The 21,790-nt window shown below is 40.4% G+C and carries 21 protein-coding genes; 10 read left to right on the forward strand and 11 right to left on the reverse strand.

Annotation, left to right across the window (positions count from 1 at the left end; all coding sequences use genetic code 11):
- From J671_RS22185 to J671_RS22195, 3 genes are all read left to right on the forward strand, one after another.
- Window positions 1–538: fumarylacetoacetate hydrolase family protein (locus J671_RS22185; RefSeq protein ID WP_031983477.1), on the forward strand; the 538-nt coding region annotated here is incomplete at its 5' end.
- An 87-nt stretch (window positions 539–625) separates the two neighbouring features.
- On the forward strand, window positions 626–2,413 hold the full coding sequence (locus J671_RS22190; RefSeq protein WP_031983479.1) for an IlvD/Edd family dehydratase: 1,788 nt from the start codon (window positions 626–628) through the stop codon (window positions 2,411–2,413).
- 16 nt (window positions 2,414–2,429) lie between these two features.
- Complete coding sequence (locus J671_RS22195) at window positions 2,430–4,007, forward strand: aldehyde dehydrogenase (NADP(+)) (protein ID WP_031983480.1); 1,578 nt, start codon at window positions 2,430–2,432, stop codon at window positions 4,005–4,007.
- 75 nt (window positions 4,008–4,082) lie between these two features.
- Here J671_RS22195 and J671_RS22200 read toward each other — a convergent pair whose 3' ends face one another.
- The gene (locus J671_RS22200) at window positions 4,083–4,703 is read right to left on the reverse strand and encodes a TetR/AcrR family transcriptional regulator (RefSeq protein WP_031983481.1); all 621 of its coding nucleotides are present in this window, start codon (window positions 4,701–4,703) and stop codon (window positions 4,083–4,085) included.
- 171 nt (window positions 4,704–4,874) lie between these two features.
- Between J671_RS22200 and J671_RS22205 the strand changes: the two genes are divergently transcribed.
- Together J671_RS22205 and J671_RS22210 are read left to right on the forward strand one after the other, a co-directional pair.
- Window positions 4,875–6,452, forward strand: a complete 1,578-nt coding sequence (locus J671_RS22205; RefSeq protein ID WP_031983483.1) for an MFS transporter — start codon at window positions 4,875–4,877, stop codon at window positions 6,450–6,452.
- Window positions 6,449–7,534: an HlyD family secretion protein gene (locus J671_RS22210; protein WP_031983484.1), complete on the forward strand. Its 1,086-nt coding sequence runs from the start codon at window positions 6,449–6,451 to the stop codon at window positions 7,532–7,534. Before J671_RS22205 ends, J671_RS22210 begins: the two co-directional genes overlap by 4 nt.
- 79 nt (window positions 7,535–7,613) lie before the next feature.
- Here J671_RS22210 and J671_RS22215 read toward each other — a convergent pair whose 3' ends face one another.
- From J671_RS22215 to J671_RS22240, 6 genes are all read right to left on the reverse strand, one after another.
- Window positions 7,614–8,870: an OprD family outer membrane porin gene (locus J671_RS22215; RefSeq protein WP_031983485.1), complete on the reverse strand. Its 1,257-nt coding sequence runs from the start codon at window positions 8,868–8,870 to the stop codon at window positions 7,614–7,616.
- A 76-nt stretch (window positions 8,871–8,946) separates the two neighbouring features.
- Window positions 8,947–10,290, reverse strand: coding sequence for an MFS transporter (locus tag J671_RS22220; protein WP_031983486.1), 1,344 nt, complete (start codon window positions 10,288–10,290; stop codon window positions 8,947–8,949).
- Window positions 10,291–10,402: 112 nt separating this feature from the next.
- On the reverse strand, window positions 10,403–11,104 hold the full coding sequence (locus J671_RS22225; protein WP_031983488.1) for a fumarylacetoacetate hydrolase family protein: 702 nt from the start codon (window positions 11,102–11,104) through the stop codon (window positions 10,403–10,405).
- Window positions 11,105–11,136: 32 nt separating this feature from the next.
- Window positions 11,137–11,775, reverse strand: coding sequence for a maleylacetoacetate isomerase (maiA, locus tag J671_RS22230; RefSeq protein ID WP_031983489.1), 639 nt, complete (start codon window positions 11,773–11,775; stop codon window positions 11,137–11,139).
- Entirely contained in the window at window positions 11,772–12,992 is a 1,221-nt protein-coding gene (locus J671_RS22235) for a 3-hydroxybenzoate 6-monooxygenase (protein ID WP_031983490.1), read from the reverse strand. The genes maiA and J671_RS22235 overlap by 4 nt, the downstream gene beginning before the upstream one ends.
- A 27-nt stretch (window positions 12,993–13,019) precedes the next feature.
- The gene (locus J671_RS22240) at window positions 13,020–14,057 is read right to left on the reverse strand and encodes a cupin domain-containing protein (protein WP_031983491.1); all 1,038 of its coding nucleotides are present in this window, start codon (window positions 14,055–14,057) and stop codon (window positions 13,020–13,022) included.
- Window positions 14,058–14,211: 154 nt separating this feature from the next.
- On the opposite strand from J671_RS22240, the gene J671_RS22245 reads away from it, so the two are divergent.
- Window positions 14,212–15,105: a LysR family transcriptional regulator gene (locus tag J671_RS22245; RefSeq protein ID WP_013197793.1), complete on the forward strand. Its 894-nt coding sequence runs from the start codon at window positions 14,212–14,214 to the stop codon at window positions 15,103–15,105.
- A 100-nt stretch (window positions 15,106–15,205) separates the two neighbouring features.
- Here the strand turns inward: J671_RS22245 and J671_RS22250 are convergent, their stop codons facing one another.
- Both J671_RS22250 and J671_RS22255 read right to left on the reverse strand, forming a co-directional pair.
- Window positions 15,206–15,664, reverse strand: a complete 459-nt coding sequence (locus J671_RS22250) for a DMT family transporter (protein ID WP_031983494.1) — start codon at window positions 15,662–15,664, stop codon at window positions 15,206–15,208.
- A 9-nt stretch (window positions 15,665–15,673) separates the two neighbouring features.
- Window positions 15,674–16,108, reverse strand: coding sequence for a DMT family transporter (locus J671_RS22255; protein WP_031983495.1), 435 nt, complete (start codon window positions 16,106–16,108; stop codon window positions 15,674–15,676).
- 99 nt (window positions 16,109–16,207) lie between these two features.
- On the opposite strand from J671_RS22255, the gene J671_RS22260 reads away from it, so the two are divergent.
- Window positions 16,208–17,140: a LysR family transcriptional regulator gene (locus J671_RS22260; protein WP_031983497.1), complete on the forward strand. Its 933-nt coding sequence runs from the start codon at window positions 16,208–16,210 to the stop codon at window positions 17,138–17,140.
- Window positions 17,141–17,228: 88 nt separating this feature from the next.
- Here J671_RS22260 and J671_RS22265 read toward each other — a convergent pair whose 3' ends face one another.
- Window positions 17,229–17,960 (reverse strand): GntR family transcriptional regulator, encoded by a 732-nt coding sequence (locus tag J671_RS22265; protein WP_031983498.1) that lies wholly within the window; start codon window positions 17,958–17,960, stop codon window positions 17,229–17,231.
- 111 nt (window positions 17,961–18,071) lie between these two features.
- Between J671_RS22265 and J671_RS22270 the strand changes: the two genes are divergently transcribed.
- The 3 genes from J671_RS22270 to J671_RS22280 are packed head-to-tail and all read left to right on the forward strand — an operon-like array spanning window position 18,072 to window position 20,886.
- Window positions 18,072–19,361, forward strand: a complete 1,290-nt coding sequence (locus J671_RS22270) for an SLC13 family permease (protein WP_031983499.1) — start codon at window positions 18,072–18,074, stop codon at window positions 19,359–19,361.
- Window positions 19,362–19,368: 7 nt separating this feature from the next.
- On the forward strand, window positions 19,369–20,181 hold the full coding sequence (locus J671_RS22275; RefSeq protein WP_031983500.1) for an amidohydrolase family protein: 813 nt from the start codon (window positions 19,369–19,371) through the stop codon (window positions 20,179–20,181).
- 9 nt (window positions 20,182–20,190) lie between these two features.
- Window positions 20,191–20,886, forward strand: coding sequence for an MFS transporter (locus tag J671_RS22280; protein ID WP_265597019.1), 696 nt, complete (start codon window positions 20,191–20,193; stop codon window positions 20,884–20,886).
- Here J671_RS22280 and J671_RS22285 read toward each other — a convergent pair.
- A complete protein-coding gene (locus J671_RS22285) occupies window positions 20,854–21,786 on the reverse strand; it encodes an IS5-like element ISAha3 family transposase (protein ID WP_004812228.1) in 933 nt (310 codons plus the stop codon). The two genes, J671_RS22280 and J671_RS22285, sit on opposite strands and share 33 nt — an antisense overlap.
- Between the last annotated feature and the right edge of the window lie 4 nt (window positions 21,787–21,790).

Raw genomic sequence — 21,790 nt, forward strand, 5'->3', positions numbered from 1 at the left:
AGTCGTATTAGTTGCCAATAGCCAAGGTAAAATTTTAGGCGCGACTTTAGGTAACGATGTGAATTTACGGGACTTTGAAGGCCGTAGTGCCTTACTGTTGAGTAAAGCGAAAGATAACAATGCATCTTGTGCGATTGGCCCATTTATTCGACTTTTTGACCATACTTTTACTTTAAATGATATTCGTACTTGCGATGTTGAACTGCAAATTCAAGGCACCGATAACTTTGTGTTAAATGGTGTGAGTTCTATGTCGCAAATTAGCCGAGATCCTGAAGATTTAATTCAACAAACTCTTAATGAAAACCATCAATATCCAGACGGTTTTGTTTTGTTCTTGGGTACTTTATTTGCACCTACTCAAGATCGAGAACAAGCTGGGGCTGGCTTTACCCATAAAGTCGGAGATGTCGTCCGTATTCATTCACCTAAACTTGGTACTTTGTACAACACGGTTATGACCAGTGACAAAGCAACGCCGTGGAATTTTGGAATAAATGCTTTGATGCGTAATTTGAAGCAGCGTGAATTACTATAATTTTCACGTATTATCGATCGATTGAATTGCAAGATTCATCTCGTAAATAAACTAAATTTCAAAAAGTATGAGTGAAAGGATCAAAAAATGAATGATCAAAATAAACGGATTTTTTTACGTAGCCAAGAATGGTTTGATGATCCTGAACATGCCGACATGACCGCTTTATATGTTGAGCGTTACATGAATTATGGTTTGACCCGTGCCGAGTTACAATCAGGTCGCCCGATCATTGGAATTGCACAAACGGGGAGTGATTTGACCCCATGTAACCGTCATCACAAAGAACTTGCTGAACGCGTTAAAGCGGGTATTCGAGACGCAGGCGGTATTCCAATGGAATTCCCCGTCCACCCGATTGCAGAACAAACCCGTCGTCCAACTGCTGCACTTGACCGAAACTTGGCCTATTTAGGTTTGGTTGAAATCTTGCATGGTTATCCGCTTGATGGTGTGGTGCTGACCACTGGCTGCGACAAAACTACTCCTGCATGTTTAATGGCAGCAGCCACAACAGATATACCTGCAATTGTGTTGTCTGGTGGGCCAATGCTAGATGGTCATTTTAAAGGTGAATTAATTGGCTCCGGCACTGTGCTTTGGCATGCGCGTAATTTACTTGCGACTGGTGAAATTGACTATGAAGGGTTCATGGAAATGACCACTTCTGCTTCACCTTCGGTCGGGCATTGCAACACCATGGGCACTGCACTTTCTATGAATGCATTAGCAGAAGCATTGGGTATGTCTTTACCGACATGTGCAAGCATTCCGGCACCTTATCGCGAACGTGGGCAAATGGCCTATATGACCGGTAAAAGAATATGTGAAATGGTTCTAGAAGATTTACGCCCATCTAAAATCATGAACAAACAATCATTTGAAAATGCCATAGCGGTAGCCTCAGCATTAGGTGCATCAAGTAACTGCCCTCCTCATTTAATTGCAATTGCTCGTCATATGGGCATTGAGCTGAGTTTAGAAGACTGGCAACGCGTTGGAGAAAACATTCCGCTCATTGTGAACTGCATGCCGGCGGGTAAATATTTGGGTGAAGGTTTTCACCGTGCCGGCGGGGTTCCTGCGGTTTTACATGAATTACAAAAAGCGGGCGTTTTACATGAAGACTGTGCATCAGTCAGCGGTAAAACAATTGGAGAAATTGCTAAAAATGCAAAAACCTCAAATGCAGATGTCATTTTCCCTTATGAACAACCTCTTAAACATGGTGCCGGTTTCATTGTGCTCAGTGGCAACTTCTTTGACAGTGCCATTATGAAAATGTCTGTGGTGGGCGAAGCATTTAAAAAAACCTATTTATCAGATCCAAACAATGAAAATAGCTTCGAGGCACGTGCAATCGTTTTTGAAGGTCCCGAAGACTATCACGCACGTATCAATGACCCTGCCTTAAACATTGATGAACATTGTATTTTGGTTATTCGTGGCGCAGGTACAGTAGGTTATCCGGGTAGTGCTGAAGTCGTCAATATGGCTCCTCCAGCGGAGTTGATAAAAAAAGGGATTGATTCACTGCCTTGCTTAGGAGATGGCCGCCAAAGCGGAACTTCTGCCAGCCCATCTATTCTTAATATGTCACCCGAAGCGGCTGTAGGCGGTGGAATTGCCTTACTTAAAACCAATGACCGTTTACGTATTGATTTAAATAAACGTTCTGTCAACGTGCTCATTTCTGACGAAGAGTTAGAACAACGCCGCCGTGAATGGAAGCCAACGGTCTCTGCCTCTCAAACACCTTGGCAAGAAATGTATCGCAACATGGTAGGTCAATTATCGACTGGTGGTTGTTTGGAACCTGCAACTTTATATATGCGAGTCGTAAACCAAGACAACCTTCCAAGACACTCTCATTAATTTCAGGATATTTGTTATGACCATTATCGGACACAACTTTATTGGCGGTACACGTAGCGCACAAGGTACAACCTTATTAAAAAGCATTCATGCTACGACAGGTGAGGCTTTGCCTTATGAGTTTCACCATGCAACCGAGCAAGAGGTTAATCAGGCCTGTGAGGCAGCAAGTCAAGCGTTTAAGACTTACCGTCATACATCTCCTGAACAGCGTGCTGTTTTTCTAGAAAATATTGCCGATGAACTCGATGCATTGGGTACAGATTTTCTTGAAATCGTGTCACAGGAAACCGCTTTGCCACTTGCACGCTTACAAGGTGAACGTGCCCGTACCAGTGGACAAATGCGTTTGTTTGCCAAAGTGCTGCGACGTGGTGACTTTTTAGGTGCCCGTATTGATACTGCTTTACCTGAGCGCCAGCCTTTACCTCGCCCAGACCTGCGCCAGATTAAAATCGGTGTAGGCCCTGTTGCAGTCTTTGGGGCAAGTAACTTTCCTTTAGCATTCTCAACTGCGGGTGGTGACACTGCTTCGGCACTAGCGGCTGGCTGTTCGGTGGTAGTAAAAGCCCATAGTGGACATATGGCCACAGCAGACTTTGTAGCTCAGGCAATTGAGCGTGCGGTCGAAAAATCAAATATGCCAAAAGGTGTGTTTAACATGATTTATGGTAATGGCGTAGGTGAACCTTTAGTGAAGCATCCTTTAATTCAGGCTGTGGGTTTTACAGGTTCACTGCGTGGCGGACGAGCTTTATGTGACATGGCCGCAGCCCGTCCACAACCGATTCCTGTGTTTGCTGAAATGAGCAGCATTAACCCAATGCTGATGTTGCCTGAAGCCTTAAAAAACCGTGGTGAAAAAATTGCACAGGACTTGGCAGATTCAGTGGTTTTAGGCTGTGGTCAGTTCTGTACCAATCCGGGTTTAATTTTAGGTATTAAATCAGCTGAATTTAGCCAGCTCATTAGCAACCTGACTGAAATTATGGGCGCTAAGCCTGCACAAACTATGCTGAATGCCGGCACCTTAAAAAGTTATACCGCTGGTCTTGAGCACTTAACCCAGCATCAAGGTATTAAGCATTTGGCAGGTCAAACTCAACAAGGCAATCAGGCACAGCCTCAACTGTTTAAAGCGGATGTTGAGCTTTTACTGGCGGGGGACCAGCTTTTACAGGAAGAAATCTTTGGGCCAACCACAGTCATTATTGAAGTTGAAGATAAAGCCCAACTCATTCAGGCGCTACAAAGCATGAATGGTCAACTGACTGCGACTTTAATTGCCGATGAAGCTGACTTAACCAAGTTTGCAGATGTAGTACCAGTTTTAGAGGAAAAAGCAGGTCGATTACTTATAAATGGCTACCCAACGGGTGTTGAGGTCTGTGATGCGATGGTACACGGCGGGCCATACCCAGCCACTTCAGATGCAAGAGGCACCTCAGTTGGAACCTTGGCCATTGACCGTTACTTAAGACCTGTGTGTTACCAAAACTATCCGCAAAGTTTATTGCCAGAAGCTTTAAAAGACAGCAACCCGTTGCAGATTTTAAGACTGGTCAATGGTGAGATGACTAGAGAAGCGATCTAAAAAATAAAAGAGACCATATGTTGGTCTCTTTTTTATCGATATTCAAATCTTACGTATATAATATAAATTGCCAAATTAACTTGGTTTGTAATTGATATTTTTTAAAAATAAATCAACCGCGTAATCAACCCAAGCACTAATTTCATCGGTTGATATTAAATAATCAGGATGAGTCAAACACTTTAGATGAGCATCACTTCTTAAGAGTGATAAAAATATATTTGCTGCGACTTCCGAAGAGGAAGTTAACTCAATTTCTCCTTGTTTAACCGACTTTTCAAGATAACCCGCAATAATATTTGCCAGACGTTGTGGCCCCACTTCAAAGAACTTTTCAGATAATTCTGGGAATCTTACGGCTTCTGCAATACAGATTCTAAAGAATGCCAAACCCGAATGCGATAAAATAAAACACAAATAAGTTTTCCCAATTTCGGTTAAAGCTGAACGTAAGTTTTTGGCCTTTGTTTCAACCAATATAATTTGTTCTTGCATATTGGCACATTTGCGCTCAATGACGGCAGCAAACATCGCTTCTTTATTTTTAAAACAACCATACATGGTTGCTTTTGAAACACCTGCTTCTTTTTGAATCATATCTGTGGTTGTGCCACTAAATCCGTGGATCAGAAAAAACTTTGTTGCTGCATCTAGAATTTTTTGATCTTTCTCTTTGGTTTTAGTGCAATCTGACATACGAACCTACAAATATATTTAGCAATTTCATTCTTAGTGTAACTCATCGAAAAGTTCAAAATCGAGAATTGACGTAATTTTAATAAGATAGTAGAGTACCGATCGGTACAGTTGAGCTTAAGATTTGCCCTGTTCGGTGCAATAAGCTCATTTTAAAATTTAAGGTAAAAGATGAATATACGACCACTCATCGGTTTGGCAGGTGCAATTTTTGCAGCCATGACTGTCGAATTTAATAACCGAATTAGCAGCATTACCTTGGTCGATATTCGCGGTGCAATGGGCATTAGTGTCGACGCTGGTTATTGGGTCAGCAGTATTTATGCCAGTGCCATGATTATTGGCATGATCCTGTCCACCAGTTGGGCCGTTATTTTTTCCATGCGTCGGGTTCTTCTTTTTGCGATAGGACTTTGCCTATTCTCTAGCGTTTTAATTCCTTTTAGCCCAAATATCGAAATATTTTATTTATTACGGGGCTTGCAAGGACTCGCCAATGGTTTAACCATTCCTTTACTTATGGCCTGTGCACTTAGATTCCTAGGACCTGAAATTCGTCTATGGGGTTTGGCCTGCTATGCATTAACAGCAACTTTTTTCCCCAACTTAAGTGCTGCACTTGCTGCCTTTTATTTAGATGTGATTGGTTGGAAGATGATATTTTTCCAAACCATTCCTTTTTGTGCTTTAAGTGCTGCGTTGGTTTACTTCGGTATTCCGCAAGATCCATTAAATTACTTAAGAATAAAAACTTATGATTGGACTGGTGCGATTCTAGCCATTATTGGCTTTGCAAGCTTAAGTACCATGCTTTTGCATGGCAATCATTTGGACTGGTTTAATTCAAAATTGATTTGTGTTTTGGCTTTAATGAGTGCCATTACCCTACCTTTATTTTTAATACATGAATGGCGCTATCCAACACCATTAATTAAACCGCAAATGCTCGAAATACGAAATTTTGGCTATGCTGTTATTGCACTGTTTTGCTTTGTGATTATTGGTATGTCGACCAGTACATTACCCCTTAATTACTTAAGTGCTGTCCATGGTTATAAGCCCACTCAAACCATGTGGATTGGCTTACAAATTGCCGCATTACAGTTTATCTATATTCCAATTGTTATTAAGGTTTTAAACCAAGCTTGGGTTGATAGCCGCTATGTACATGGATTTGGTTTACTTTTGGTGATGGTTGGCTGCTTAGGTGCAAGTCAACTTGATACCACTTGGAACCAAGACCAATTCTATTTTTGGCATGCAATCTCATGTTTAGGACAAACCTGTGTAGTGCTTTCGCTCCTCATGATGGGGACAAATAGTGTCCACCCAACTATGGCAATCTATGCTTCGCCTATGATTAATACCCCGCGTGCTATTAGCGGCGTACTCGGTGTGTGCCTGTTGGACTGGGTCAATCGAGTACGTGGTGAATACCATTCAACACGACTGATTGAAAATACCGCACAACATGTTTTTCAAAATATTCAAAGCCCTGTTATTAATCCTCTTCCCCCGCCTGTGCTAAGTGCAGATAGTACCGAACGTGTTTCCGGTGGTTTATCTGCCTTAAATTCTGCGATTCAGGCACAGCAATCAGTGTTAGTCATTAGCGATCAATATCTGATTTTAGCGGGACTTACTGCAATTTTATTTATCGTTATGCTGATTTTGCCAGTTAGAACTTATCCACCACGCATTGCTCTCATTAAGTTAATGAATAGTCATAACTCAGGAAAATCTTTATGAGTACTCTCGAAGCCCAAGATCACTCCACGACCGAGTCACCCAAGTTAACAAAGGTGCAATATCTTAAAAAACACTGGGTTATGGTTATCGCATTTATTATCGTTCTAGTTTCCATTTTATGGATTTTAAAACTTATATTTTTACCGTCTTCAGTTGTTAAAACTGACGATGCACGGGTGGATGTCGAGTACTCAACCATTGCCCCTAAAGTGTCGGGCAATATCGAAGAAGTTTATATCAAAGACCACCAGACCGTAAAAAAAGGCCAGCTTTTGGCTCGTATTGATCCACGCGATTATCAAGCAGCTTTGGCTGAGGCAGAATCTAATTATGCCAAAGCGCAAGCCGACCTAAATGAAGCAATGCTAGCAGTAGAAAGACAACCGACTGTTATTCGAGAAACTGAAGCACAGCTTAGAAAAGTTGAAGCCGGAATTAAACTTACCAAAGATAATACCGCGCGTTATGAGCAGTTACAGGCACTCGGTGCAGAGTCTAGATTGATTACGCAACAGTCAAAAACCACATTAACCGAGCAATATGCTGACTTAGACAGCAGTAAAGAAAAAGTCACTGATGCGCAGTATCAGCTCAACCAATATAAAATTCAGGTTCAAGCTAAACAAGCTGCTTTGAAACAAGCTCAAGCGGCACTTGATAAAGCTAAACTCAATCTGAGCTATACAGAAGTTCGAGCGCCTATTGATGGCATGATTGGGCAAAAGTCTGCAAATGTGGGCAACTTTGTTGGCGCAGGTAATCCACTCATGGTGGTTGTGCCTTTAGATCAGGTTTATGTAGAAGCAAACTTCCGTGAAATTGAGCTAAAACAAATAAAAATTGGACAGCCTGTCACTGTGTATGTCGATGCTTATAATGTTGAGTTAAAAGGTGTGGTAGATAGTTTCTCACCATCGACTGGTGCATTCTTCTCGCCAATTTCAGCGACCAACGCAACCGGTAACTTTACCAAGATTGTTCAGCGTCTTCCTTTACGAATCAAGCTCCTTGAGAACCAACCGGATATTAAATTGTTGCGTCCTGGTCTATCTGTTGTGGTTTCTGTAGATACGACTAAATAGTTAGTCTAAACCTTGGAATATGAAAGAAAAAAAGAGACCTTTTATGGTCTCTTTTTTAATGATGAGTTTTAAAAAGTCTTTAAAACTTTTTGGTGTAGTTTACAAAAAAGCGATCTTCACCAAAGTCATTGCCATGTTTAACGTTGTAATCAATCCGAATATATTGTAGAGCAAGACCTTTTAAGAAAGGCTGCTGAAATGCATAGTTTAAAATCACATTCGACTCAGTTTCATGGTTTTTCTCGCCATTGGCTGCTCTAAAATCATTTCCGTAAACATATTTCACCATCGCATTTAAGCCCGGCACGTAATCTTTAAAGTCATAGCCGTACATCACATGGTAAGACTTTTCATCTTTTTTAAAAAATCCCGTGGCATTCCAGTTAATGAAGTAGGTCTCTGGCAAAAAGCCGTCTGGTAAGGGGTATGCCGATTCACCGATAATTTGTTGGTAACCCAAGCCAAAGGTATGGTTTTTTACTTTAACTGTTTCTAGTACTCCAATGTTTTGCGCATCAATATTAAAAGTATTGCCGTCATTTTTTGCATTGAAGTACTTAAACTTAGAAGTAAGCGCAAAGTTAGGTTGTTTCCAACTATGCTCAAGTCCTACATAGTGCTTGTTGTAGAGGTCTTCTAAATTGCCAAAATAATATTCGCCCTTTAAAGACGGCGTAAATTGATAGCGCAGGTCAATGTAGTTCAAACCATCAGATTCTTTGGTAATTCCATTGGATGTGAAAGAAAACTTTTTAAAGTCTTCTTCGTTTCGTGGAGACACTTTTTCCACTCGTCCAATTTCGGCATAAAGCTGATCTGAAAGTTGTGACTTTAAGTTGGTTCCCCAATAAGAGGCAAGCAATTGTCGGCTTGCATCCACAGCCGTTACGGGTAAATCTAACCAGAGTTCACCGACACTTAAAAGTGTTTTGTCATAGCCCAGCTTTAAAGTCGCGCCGTATTTTAAATAGTCTGAAGCCTGAGATTGTGTTTCCTTATTAAAAGGCAAAACCGTGTCCGCAACATGTTTGTCTGAACTTAAGCGTACAGCGTATTGAACAGAAGCATCGGCACCAATCGTAATGGGTTTGTCTGCTATAACTAATGGAGTATCATGCATTTTCGATTTATAAAATAATGATGCTGCCTGAGACCAACTGCCAGTATCTTTAAGTGCATCATTATCAAAATCGCGGTTGATATAGGCGTTTTTTAAAGTGAATTTCCACTCATCTTCACTTTGTTGAGTAGTATCTGCTGCCCACAACACTGAATGACCACTACAGATAAATAAAAGGGTAGAAAACTTTAAATATGGTGTTTTTAAATATTTCATGAAACAAATCATCCTTTAACTATTGTCTGCGCCATCCTTTGGCACAGACATATATTTTCGGTGGAATCGTGTTATCTCAATTTGAAGCGACTAAAAGTTGAGAGCGATTTTTCTTTAAACGTTTAATGAGTAACAACGAAACCGCAGCACAAAATGCTGGTACCGCTAAAATGCTTAAAATTTCAAAACTGGAGAGATTTAATGACATTAACCAGCCGCCCATAATTGATCCCACAATCGATCCTGAGCGCCCTACTGCATTGGCCCAACTTACCCCTGTTGCACGGCAATGTGTTGGATAAAAACCAGATGCAAAAGCGTTTGCTCCCACTTGCGAACCACTAATTCCTGCACCTACCCCAAACATGGCAAACATCAATAAAGCCGTATTTGCCTGTTCAATTCCAAACCCCAAACAAATCAGGAACAATCCGCCAAAAACATAAGCCGTACTTAAAATTTTGGTTGCATCCATCTTATCCATTAGTAAGCCCAAGACAATGGCACCAATGGTTCCCCCTATTTGGAAAATTGAAGTCAGCCATGACGCGTTGGATAAATTAAAGCCCTCATTGGTCAGTAAAGTAGGCATCCAACTTGAAATCATATAAATAATGAGAAGGCTCATAAAAAAGGTAAACCAAATCAAAAAAGTGCCTAGAGCAAAGCCTTTATTAAACAAATCTTTCAAACGTGATTTTTCGACTTCATTAACTGTTGGCACCAAAGTCGGTATGCTATTTAAATGCGGTGCGATACGGTGAATAATCTTTTCGATTTTCTCGGTGCTCTTCTTTTTAAGTACTAAAAATCGAATAGATTCAGGTAATAAAAAATATAAGAAAGGTACTGTCGCTAAAGGCAATACTCCCCCAATGAGCAAAATACCGTGCCAACCAATATGAGGAAGTAGCTGAGCCGAAAAAATACCACCAAGAGCGGAACCCACAGTAAAGCCACAGAACATCATCGTTACAAGATTAGAGCGACGAGAAGTAGGTGCATATTCAGAGGTTAAAGTAATTGCATTGGGTAAAGCCCCACCTAAACCCAAACCAGTGAGAAATCTCCAAATAATTAGGGTTTGTAAATCTGCTGAAAAAGAGGCAAAAACACTGGCAATTCCAAACATAATCACCGAACCAATCAAAATCGGTTTACGGCCTAACTTATCGGATAACGGTCCGAAAATGAGTGCGCCTGCCATCAGTCCAAACAAGCCAGCACCAAATAAAGGTGCCAAATCGGTTGCTTGCAACCCCCATTCTGCCTTTAAAGCAGGTGCAATAAATCCAACTGCTGCGGTATCAAATCCATCAATCGCAACAATCAAAAAACACAACCACATGATTAATTTTTGCAAAGACGATAGCGGTATTTCATCAATGAAACTTTGTACGTCTATAGAATTTTGAGACATGAGAGCTCCTTTCGCCAATACATTGGCGTATATGCAATCCTTAGCAAAGGTGCCCAACTGTATTTTTTATTTAGGTTGAGCACCTATTTTCAATAAATCAGTTCAATTTGATTTATTTGACATTCACCGTAATTCCAGTCAGTCCGGTAATGTCTGCACGCATAACATCACCTTTTACTACCGCACCCACACCTTCTGGAGTTCCTGTAAAAATCAAATCACCTGCTTTTAGTTCAAATAACGTCGATAAATTGGCAATCGTTTCGGCCACAGACCAAATCAGGTGACTGATATCGCTGTGCTGTTCGGTTTTACCATTTACCGTTAAATGAATATCGGCATTATTGATTTCACCCGTTTGAGTAATCGGATGAATTGGGCCAACTGGTGCAGAAAAATCAAAAGCCTTACCGTTTTCCCATGGGCGACCTTTTTCACGCATTGCCATCTGTAAGTCACGGCGGGTCATATCTAAACCGACGGCATAGCCGTAGATATAGTTCACTGCATCCTCAACCGATACATTTTTGGCATCTTTACCAATTGCAACGACCAACTCAATTTCATAATGAAAATTAGAAGTTTCAGCTGGATATGGAATATCAACCGCATCTGTATTTACCGGAACAATCGACTCAAGGTCATTTGGCTTACAAAAGAAAAAAGGTGGTTCACGGTCTGGGTCAAAACCCATTTCACGTGCATGAGCAGCGTAGTTACGGCCAACACAATACACACGGCGTACTGGAAATTTATGCGCTGAGCTGTGAATAAATAGACCCGCAGTGGTCATTGGTTCAAAAATAAATGACATATCTAAATTCCTTCTATTAAGTTAATCACGACTCAAAATGCATCGGCCTGCTGTTCAGGTGCTGCCTTTTGAAATGCTTCTAAGGTCATGCAATGTTGGTAAATTTCATTAATGTTTGGATAAGCCGATAAATCGACTTTAAAACGCTCAGCAGAAACCACTTGTGGAACTAAATAGGCATCTGCAATGGTCGGTTGCTTGCCATAGCAGAACTTTTCGCGATTCTGGTCTTGTTCCAAAATATGCTCTAAAGCAGCAAATCCATCCTGAATCCACTTGGCACACCATGCATTGATTTGTGCATCATCCAGCCCTAAGTTCTGGCGTAAATATTCAAGAACACGCTTGTTGTTTAAGGGATGAACATCGCATCCAACTAAAGCAGCAATGGCACGGACTTTCTCACGACCCAATGCATCTGTAGGCAATAAAGTAGGTTCGGGATATTGTTCTTCTAGCCATTCGATAATGGCTGGACTTTGCAACAAGTTTCCAGATTCAGTTTCAAGTACAGGTACAAACCCTTGCGGATTCAAAGCTTTAAAAGCAGCTTGATGGTGTTCGTTTTTAGCGAGCGAGATATAAATCGCTTCGTAAGCTAAACCCTTTAAGTTCAACACAATACGGGTTCGATGCGATGTACCGCTACGAAAAAAGCTATAAAGTTTCATGCCACATTCCCTTGATAGTTTTTCAATGCATCAAGGCAGTTATTGACATTCCAACCATATAACCACTCCATTGCATCATAAAAACGTTCAGTAGGACGTCCACGCCACAAATCGTTGCGAACCAAGCGTTGCACACCTTTGGCATGGTAAATTTTGCCCATTTCACGTGAAGACAAAACAATACGTGCTGTACGGGCCACACGTGCTTTTTGATAAATATCAAAAGCTTTTAAAATGTCATGGTTGGTAATACGTAACGCTTCCCCTAAAGTTACGGCATCTTCCATCGCCATACATGCACCTTGCGCCATATATTGCGTGGTTGGGTGTGCTGCATCGCCAAGTAATGTCACACGGCCAAAAGTCCATGTTTCAATCGGCTCACGGTCTGCGGTTGCCCAGCGGCGCCAGCTTTTAGGTAGCTCAATCAATTGACGAGCTTTCGGGCAAATTCCTTGAAAATAAGACAGCACTTCTTCTTTAGAGCCGTCGGTTACGCCCCACTGTTCTTTCTCACGGCTATGGAACGTCACAACAACGTTATATTCCTTTCCGCCGCGTAGTGGATAATGCACAAGGTGGCAATTTGGCCCGACCCAAATACTGGCTGCATTCCATTTCAAGTCTTCGGGAAACTCGCTTTCAGGTACAACAGCACGGTAAACCACATGACCTGTAACCAATGCAGGATCACCCACGTAGGTATCACGCACAACAGATTTAACCCCATCAGCACCGATAAGTGCCTGACCATGATATTGCTTCCCATTTTGATCGGTAATCGTTACGCCAGCATCATCCTGTTCAACTTTTTGAATTTGGCAATTAGTGATAATTTCCAAGTGGCCGTATTGTTTAGCACCTTCAACCAATGAACCATGGATATCGGCACGGTGAATCACCGCATATGGGTTACCGAAACGTTCACGAAACTTTTCATCGGTTGGAATTTTACCGACTTGATATTCATCAATCACATCATGCATGACCATATAGTCAGTATAGACCGCTTTACTGCGAGCAATTTCACCAATTCCTAGCGCATCAAAAGCATGAAATGCGTTTGGCCCTAGTTGAATTCCAGCACCAATCTCACCAATTTCAGGGGCTTGTTCAAAAACCTGTACCTTAAAGCCTTGTTTTGCCAAAGCGAGTGCAGCTGCAAATCCGCCAATGCCGCCACCAGCAATTAATATCGGTTGTTGAGTATTTGACATGATTTATATCCTTATAAAATATTCTATTTACTGGCGCTCACGCACCGAGTACAAACCCAGTTTCCGTTGTAAGGGTGCTTCATCTGCGATAAACAAATAACATGGTTGATCTGAGGTATTGATTAAATCAATATGAGAAAAACATGGCGCACAGGCCGTATCAGCTTTATTTAAATTGAAATCTTTCTGATCAATTTTGACTTGGAGCTGACCGTCAATCACATGAAAAATTTGGGCAGTAGAGCGCGGTTGAAGCTGTAAAGTTTCATTTGGTCTAAGCATTAAAGCCGAATAACCAATAATATTTTGGCAGTCATCACCAGTTTCAGGATTGATGTAAGTCACCTGAATTGGAGCTTGATGGTTGTTATCATCTGCAAGCGCATGCAAAACTTTTTTGGTTTCTTTCCAAGAGTAGCGCATGATCGGATATGAGGCATTTTCACGGGTAAAATGAGCTGTTGGTACAATGCCCGTTCCATAATGATGAGCATTTCCGGCACTGGTCACTTTTTGGATTTCACCCGGTTGTACATAAGAAGCTTCCATGTAATAAACCAAAGGTAAATCCAGTACATCTAACCAGATCACAGGCTCATCGCCATCATGTCCATGTTCATGCCAACGCCCTGATGGTGTAAGGATTAAATCTCCATGCTCCATCATGCATTTTTGACCTTCAACTGTCGTATACGCGCCTTCACCTTCAACAATCAGACGCACTGCATTTGGGGTATGTCGATGTGATGGTGCCCACTCTTTTGGTAACAAAAGCTGCATGCCAAGATACATGACCGAACTGGCTTTCATATTTTCCAGACCATGTCCGGGATTGGCTAAAACCAATACACGGCGTTCAGCTTTTTCAATTGGTGTTAACTCACCTGCTTCGAGCAATAAAGGTTTAATATTCTGAAAATACCAAGCAGTTGCTACGGTCTGCGGCATCGGTTTATGCGGAGGCAATACATTGCGTAAACTTGGCCATAAAGGGACTAAATTTGATTCTTCAAGTTGACCAAGATAACGTTTCGGCAAGTCATCTAGTGTTGCTAACTGTTCCATTTCAGATCCTCTATTTAAGGCCAATTTGTACAAGAATGCTTTGTACTTTTACGACCTATTCTTCCTTGATCATCAATGTAACAATCGAAAATTGTTGAATCTATGCACAAAAAACAATAGTCTGTATTGATAAAATCAATACAAGGAAATTAAAGTGTTTGATCTTGATACTCGGCTGTTACAAATTTTCTTTGAAATTTATAAACATAGCAGTGTGTCTAAAGCTGCTGAACAGCTTGAAATCGGACAACCGACTTTAAGTATTGCGTTAAATAAATTACGTGAGCATTTTCAGGACCCACTTTTTGTCCGTATTGAAAATAAGATGCAACCTACTGAGTTATCTAAACAAATATATCCGCTGGTTGTAGAAATTCTGAACCGACTAAAACTGGTTCAAAACTACAATATTGAATTTGATCCACAGACTTCAAATTATCAATTTAAAATCAGCATGACTGATATTAGCCATCTGGTTTTATTACCTAAACTGATCAATTATTTACGTGCCCATGCCCCCAATATTCGCTTAGAAATTGTCCCTATTGATGCCAATACACCAGTGATGATGTCAAATGGAGACATTGATTTAGCCATTGGTTTTTTGCCTCAGCTTGAAGCAGGTTTTTATCAGCAAACACTTTTCCAGCAACGTTATATTTGTATTGCCAGTAAAGAACACCCGAGGCTTACAGGCACAACGCTTTCAGACCAAGAATTTCGCCAAGAGCTACATGTCGATATTTTTGCAACGGGTGGACATTACGTGCTGGAGCATGAGTTACAAAAACTAGGAGTAAACCGTAATATTCTGGTTCGTTTGCCAAGCTATTTAGGGGTTGGTTTGGTTGTTCAAGATACAGACGCGATTGCGACCATTCCTCATTATTTAAGTCAGGTGCTTTTAGTCAGAGGTGGCTTAAAAGTTTTAGAACCGCCTTATCATTTTCCGACTTACAGCGTAAAGCAGCATTGGCATGCAAGAGTTCATCAAACACCAAGCAACCAATGGTTAAGAAGAGTATGTTTTGAACTTTTTTCTGAATAGCAAATTTAACAGACATTATTAAAATCTAATAAAAATAAAAAGACTTTGCGTAGAGGGATAAATTGCTCCACACAAAGTCTTTATAAAATTTTTTACAGCATTACCCTTCTACCTTTTTATCTTTGCTACTTGAATAGATAAAGTACAAAGCGATCCCTAAGCAAATTAGCGCTCCTAATCGATACAGTGAAAAAGGAAGCATTTCATTACCGAACCAGCCAAAGTTATCAATCAAGATACTCATCAAAAGTTGTCCAAAAATCACAGCAACAGTAGCAACCGCAGCTCCGATTCTTTGTACAGCCAGTACCATAATGACAATATAAGGTACGCCACACATAGCACCTAATAACTGCCATTTAGGAACATCTAGTAACGTTAAGGTTTGTTTGGGTTCAAAGTAAAAAATAAGGAGAGCCGTAATTAGAGCACCGACCGAGAAAGTCAAAAAAGCACTACGAAATACACCAACTTTCGCTCCAAGTTGACCATTAATTGCGGCCTGTACACTTAGCAAAGCACCTCCAATGACGGCGAGAAGAATCATTAAAATTGTCATGGCTATCTCCTACGCTTTTGCCACAAGTACAAGTGCGACAACAATAAAGATGAGTGCCATCACTCGTTTACGGTCTACTTTTCGATGTGGAGTTCCCAGTAAACCGTAGTGGTCGATAATCAGACTTTTAAATACCTGACCCGCTAAAATGCCAATCATGGTCATTGCAATACCAATAATTGGAGTCGTAATGGTCAAAATAATGACGTAAGCAGGACCAAGAACACCACCGAGTAATTGCCAAGATGGAAGTGTAAAAAATGAAGGGCTATTGCGTGGGCTAAAAAACAACATGAGTAAAAAGGTAAGTGCTGCACCCACACCAAAAATACTAAACGTGGCCCACAACTCACCCACTTCCTTTCCTAACGGCCCTAGAAGCCCTGCTTCGACCGATAGCCCCATCCCCCCTAAAATGGTTAGGAGTAGTAATAGAATTTGCATCTACATTGCCTCATCTGTATCTAGGCAATGAATACTAAGGTAGCCAATTCATCTGAAAAACAGCATAATTCATGAATCACTTTTGCAGAAATTGCACAAATGGATTTAACAAATTCGATTGATATCCGCACGCTTCGCTTCTTTATTAGTGTTTACAATGCTCAAAACTTCTCGAATGTAGCACGTAAAGAAGATGTGTCTGCCTCCATGATTTCTCGAACCATTCAACAACTTGAAGATGCGTTGGGGCAACAACTTTTCTACCGAAATACGCGAGCAATCACGCCAACCGAATCGGGCAAATTATTTTTTGAATATGCCAAAAAAATTACCGAACAATTCGATGAAGCTCAAAAGGCTTTACAAGATAAAACCATTGAGCCATCGGGACTCGTCCGCATTAATGCTCCTGTGTTTTTTGGGCAACGACATATTGCGCCTTGGTTGGCGGGTTTATCAGAGCGTTATCCAAGGCTTTTAATAGAGCTAATTCAAACCGATGAATTTATAGATCCATTACGCGAAAGCACCGATTTAATATTTCGCATTGGAACGCTAACTGATTCATCATTTCATGCACGTATTTTTGGTACACAAAAATATCATTTGGCAGCGTCTCCTCAATATATTGCCAAATACGGTACGCCTGTTCATCCGACAGAACTTAATCAGCACAAATGCCTAGTCTATAAAGGTTTTGAAGGTCCTAACCGCTGGTTAGTAAGAAAGCCCAATGAAGAATGGGTACATTATCCAATTACTCCATTGCTGTCTTCAAACAATGCCGAGAGTTTAATGACAGCCGCGCTTCATGGCATGGGGATTGTTTTATTTCCTGACTGGCTGATTGGCGAAGCTTTAAAACAAGGTGATTTAATAAAGCTTTTACCTGACTATGAAGTCGCGATTAAATCACAACCCCAGCATATCGCAGCCATTTATCCCAATGTTCGCCATCCACCGCTAAACATTAGAGCAGTGATAGATTATTTCGCAGAAATCTATGGAGACACACCGTATTGGCAGAATTAAATTTTTCTTTTAATCATCATTTATAAAGACAAAAACACCTGATTGCAGCAATCAAATAAACTCTGAAATCAGGTATCACCGTTAGATACTAATTAATCGCTATCTCATAATGAAAATTATCGGCCAAACCATAAGACTCACGGTATTCGACCGCTACGCCTTCAAGATTTTTTGCGATGCGGCATACCTTCACTAAAGGGTCTTCAAGGTGATTATTTAAATAGCTATCTTTGATATTTTTCTCAAAAGTTAACCGTTCTGTTGCAGAAGAAATAAATTGACCGCAGTGCTGATAATAAAAAGGATAAAGTAGATTCCCAAACTCAGCGATTGGAATTTCTTCCAGATTTTTAAATAAGCGTTCAGGCAGCCAGATTCTTTCGCTTAACACAACGACTTCTTCATGTTTACGGACACGCTCGATATAAAGGAACTTTTCGTTAGGACCAATCCCTAACTCTGCATTGACTTCGGGTATGGCATCACAGACTTCTACTTTTTTAATTTGTCCTTGTGGCTGAATAAAATCGCCTTTTTTATTACGTAGTCTAAAAAAACGGATGAGTGAATTTTCAAAGTTAGGTTGTTTGAGGAAAGTTCCTTTTCCTTGCTGTTTAACCAATAAGCCATCTTCAACCAGTCCTTCAACCGCCTTTCTCACGGTTCCTACCGATACGCTATACATTTGCGCAAGTTCTTGTTCACTTGGAATAGGCTCTTCGACTGTCCATTTTGACTGGATCAGTAGTTTTTGAAGTTCCCAACGGACCTTTTCATATCTTGGCAATTTAAAATTTTTAAATGCAGTCTCATCAAGCATTTGCGTTAAACATTATGAAATCGATTTGACAATATTAGCATAGTTCTGTGTAATACAAAAAACCAAACATATATATGTTTAGATGTTTATATATTTATCAAGGAAGATAATATGACTGCATTGATGCTGATGGCTTTAGCCGTATCGATAGGTTTAGGTTATAAAACGAAAATTAATATCGGATTTTTTACGATAGCGTTTGCCTACCTGATTGGTTGCTTTGGCATGGGTCTTAAACCTTCCGAAGTTATTGAATTATGGCCTGTCAAAATTTTCTTTATTATTTTATCTGTCACTCTGTTTTATAACTTTGCTTTGGCAAATGGCGCACTAGAGAAGCTTGCCAGCCATCTTTTATATAAATGCCGTAAGTTTCCCCAGTTTTTACCTTTAGCGATTTTTTTCGCAGCAACCATTATTGCTGGACTAGGTGCTGGTTTTTATACGGTACTTGCCTTTATGGCACCGATTACACTGCTGCTGTGTAAAAAAACCAATATGAATATGATTATTGGCGGGATGGCTGCAAATTACGGCGCTCTAGCTGGCGCAAATTTTATGACATCGCAAAGTGGCATTATTTTCCGAAGCTTAATGGAAAATACTGGCATTAGCTCACAAACCGCTTTTTCATATAGCAGTGGAATTTTTGTCTTAACTTTAATTATTCCAATTGCGGTGTTAGGAATTTACACACTCTGGAATAGAAAAAGTAATTCAATTGTGATTGAAGATCAAAAGCCTGAGCCATTCGATCAAAAGCAGAAACAGTCCATCTTCCTTATTATTTTAATGATGTCGATTGTTTTAGTTTTTCCAATCTTGCATCTTGTTTTTCCCGATGTAAAAACGATTAGCTTTTTAAACTCCAAAATTGATATTGCCTTCCTTGCGATTACCTTCTCGCTCATTAGTTTACTTATGAAACTTGCGGATGAGAAAAAGGTCATTGCACTTGTGCCTTGGGGAACACTGATCATGATTTGCGGTGTCGGTATGCTCATCGCATTAGGGGTGAAACTTGGCATTATTACTACCCTATCTGAATGGTTAGCAAACATTGTTCCTGTGTGGGTCATTCCAGTACTGTTATGTCTGATCAGTGCCATTATGTCTGTATTTTCAAGCACTCTAGGCGTGGTTGCTCCTACCTTATTTCCAATTGTTCCGGCGCTTGCACTTACCTCTGGCCTAAACCCACTAGTGCTGTTCATTTGTATTGTGGTTGGCGCTCAGTCTACAGCGATTTCTCCTTTCTCGTCTGGCGGTAGCCTCATTATGGCTTCAGCACCAGCAGACATCGACAAAACCAAATTCTTTAATCAACTGTTATTTAAAGCAATTCCTGTAGGAGTCATTGCCGCTTTAATCGCTATTTTCGCTTTAAAATTTGTAATGTGAGATGAAAATGAACTGTATAGATACACATGCACATGTTTTTTCGACTCAGGACCACAGTATCGAAACAGCACGTTATGCTCCTGATTATGAGGCAACTGTACAAAGTTTTATCTCTCATCTTGATGAACACAATTTCACGCATGGTGTTTTGGTTCAACCCAGCTTTTTGGGTACCAATAACCAAACAATGTTAAACGCAATTCAGCAGTACCCTGAGCGCTTAAAAGGGATTGCTGTTGTTCAACATACCACTGCTTTTGATGAGTTAGTGCAACTCAAAGAACAAGGCATCGTTGGTGTTCGTTTAAACCTATTCGGTCTTAACCCTCCTACGTTAAATACGCCTGAATGGCAAAAGTTTTTACGAAATGTGGAAAGCCTCAACTGGCAAGTTGAAGTACATGCACCACCGAAATATTTAGTTCAGCTTTTGCCACAATTAGATGAATACAGCTTTGATGTTGTAATTGATCATTTTGGCCGAGTTGACCCTGTTAAAGGGATTGAAGATCCAGATTATCAGAAATTTTTAAGCTTACTTAACGTAAAACAGCACTGGATTAAAGTGTCCGGTTTCTACCGTTTGGGTGCCGCTCCAAACAACATAAATACGGCACGACAGGCCTATAACATTTTTAAAGAAAAAGGCTTTTTACACAAACTCATTTGGGGAAGCGATTGGCCGCATACCCAACATGAATCTTTAATTACTTATGAAAATGCATTTAGAGCTTTTAAACAGATTGTGTTTGATAAACATGAGCAATGTTTAATTTTAAATCAGAACCCTACCGAGCTATTTGGTTTCTCACGTACATAAGGAGTATGTATGAAAAATGATATATCTATATCGGAAGTAGAAAAGTCAACGATCCGTAAACTTTCTTTTCGTATTCTTCCTTTCCTCATTCTTTGTTATTTCATCTCATATATTGACCGAGTAAATATTGGTTTTGCCGCTTTAACCATGAATCAAGAAATTGGTTTAACCGCGACTGCCTTTGGTTTTGGTGCGACATTATTTTTTATTGCATATGTCATATTTGAAATTCCAAGTAACATGGCAATGGAAAAGCTAGGTGCACGTATCTGGATTGCCAGAATCATGATTACTTGGGGTATTGTCGGTTGCTGTACCGCCTTCATTACCGGCCCTATTTCATATGCAATTTCACGGTTTTTACTTGGTGCTGCCGAAGCCGGATTTTTCCCTGGTGTATTACTCTATTTAACACTATGGTTTCCTAAACGATATATGGCTCGAATTGTTGCCGTATTTATGGTTGCCATTCCTTTATCTAATTTTATTGGTTCACCTTTATCTGCCTTATTATTAGGCTTGCATGGTTTAGTTGGCTTAAGTGGATGGCAAGTGCTTTTAATTTTTGAAGCATTGCCTGCAATTCTTCTTGGCATATTATGTTTAGTTTGGCTTCCAAAGGCTTTGTTGCATAAACATTCAAAAGCTGAGTTCTCCCCAATCCATTCAAATTTAAGACACAACTTGGGTGCGAGGTCTACCTAATTCCGTAAATCTATTCAGAACTGCCACACGCGCATGAATTTCATTGACCTGACTTTGAAAATGTCTTGCCGTCAGCCTATCACCTAATAATTTGATGCAATGCATCTTGGTTTCCACCAAACTACGACGGTGATAACCCGACCATTTTTTCCATAGGGTTCTGCCTAAATGTTTAACCGTTTGAAGTAACTCATTTCGTTCTATTGAACTTATTTTAGAATCTTTCCAGGGCTTGGCATTCTTTCTGGGTGGAATTACTGCATGTGCTTGACGATCTGAAATCACTTTTCTGCAGCACTTCGTGTCGTACGCGCCATCGGTATAGACAGAATCTATTCGCTCATCTAGTGGAATTTGATCCAGTAAATCACCTAGTACTTGTGAATCACTGACATTATTTGTAGTAAGCTGAACGGCACGTATTTGCAGTGTTTCAGCATCTATACCAATATGCAGTTTACGCCATTGCCGACGGTATTCAGGCTGATGTTTTTTACGCTTCCATTCGCCTTCACCTAAAAACTTTAAACCCGTAGAGTCGACAAGTAGGTGTAACCCATCATGACTTTTCTGATAGCTTATCGCAATATCAATATGCTTTTGTCGTCTACAAAGGGTGGAGTAATCTGGTGCTGTCCAATTCAAGCCACAGAGTTTAATCAGGCTTTGAACAAAGCCAGTAACCATACGTAAAGAAAGACGGAATAGAGATTTGATCATTAAACAGCATTGAATCGCTGTATCGGAATAAGTTTGATTTCGTCCTTGCTTGCCTTGTGGTTGTGCATACCATTGCGTCTTAGGATCAAACCAGATTGAAATATTTCCTCGCTTGATTAAAGCTTGGTTATACGAGGACCAATTGGTTGTACGATAGATTTTAGGTGTAGGCTTCTTCATCTGG

It is taken from the genome of Acinetobacter sp. 1130196 (genome assembly GCF_000588095.1).
Classification (GTDB): domain Bacteria; phylum Pseudomonadota; class Gammaproteobacteria; order Pseudomonadales; family Moraxellaceae; genus Acinetobacter; species Acinetobacter nosocomialis.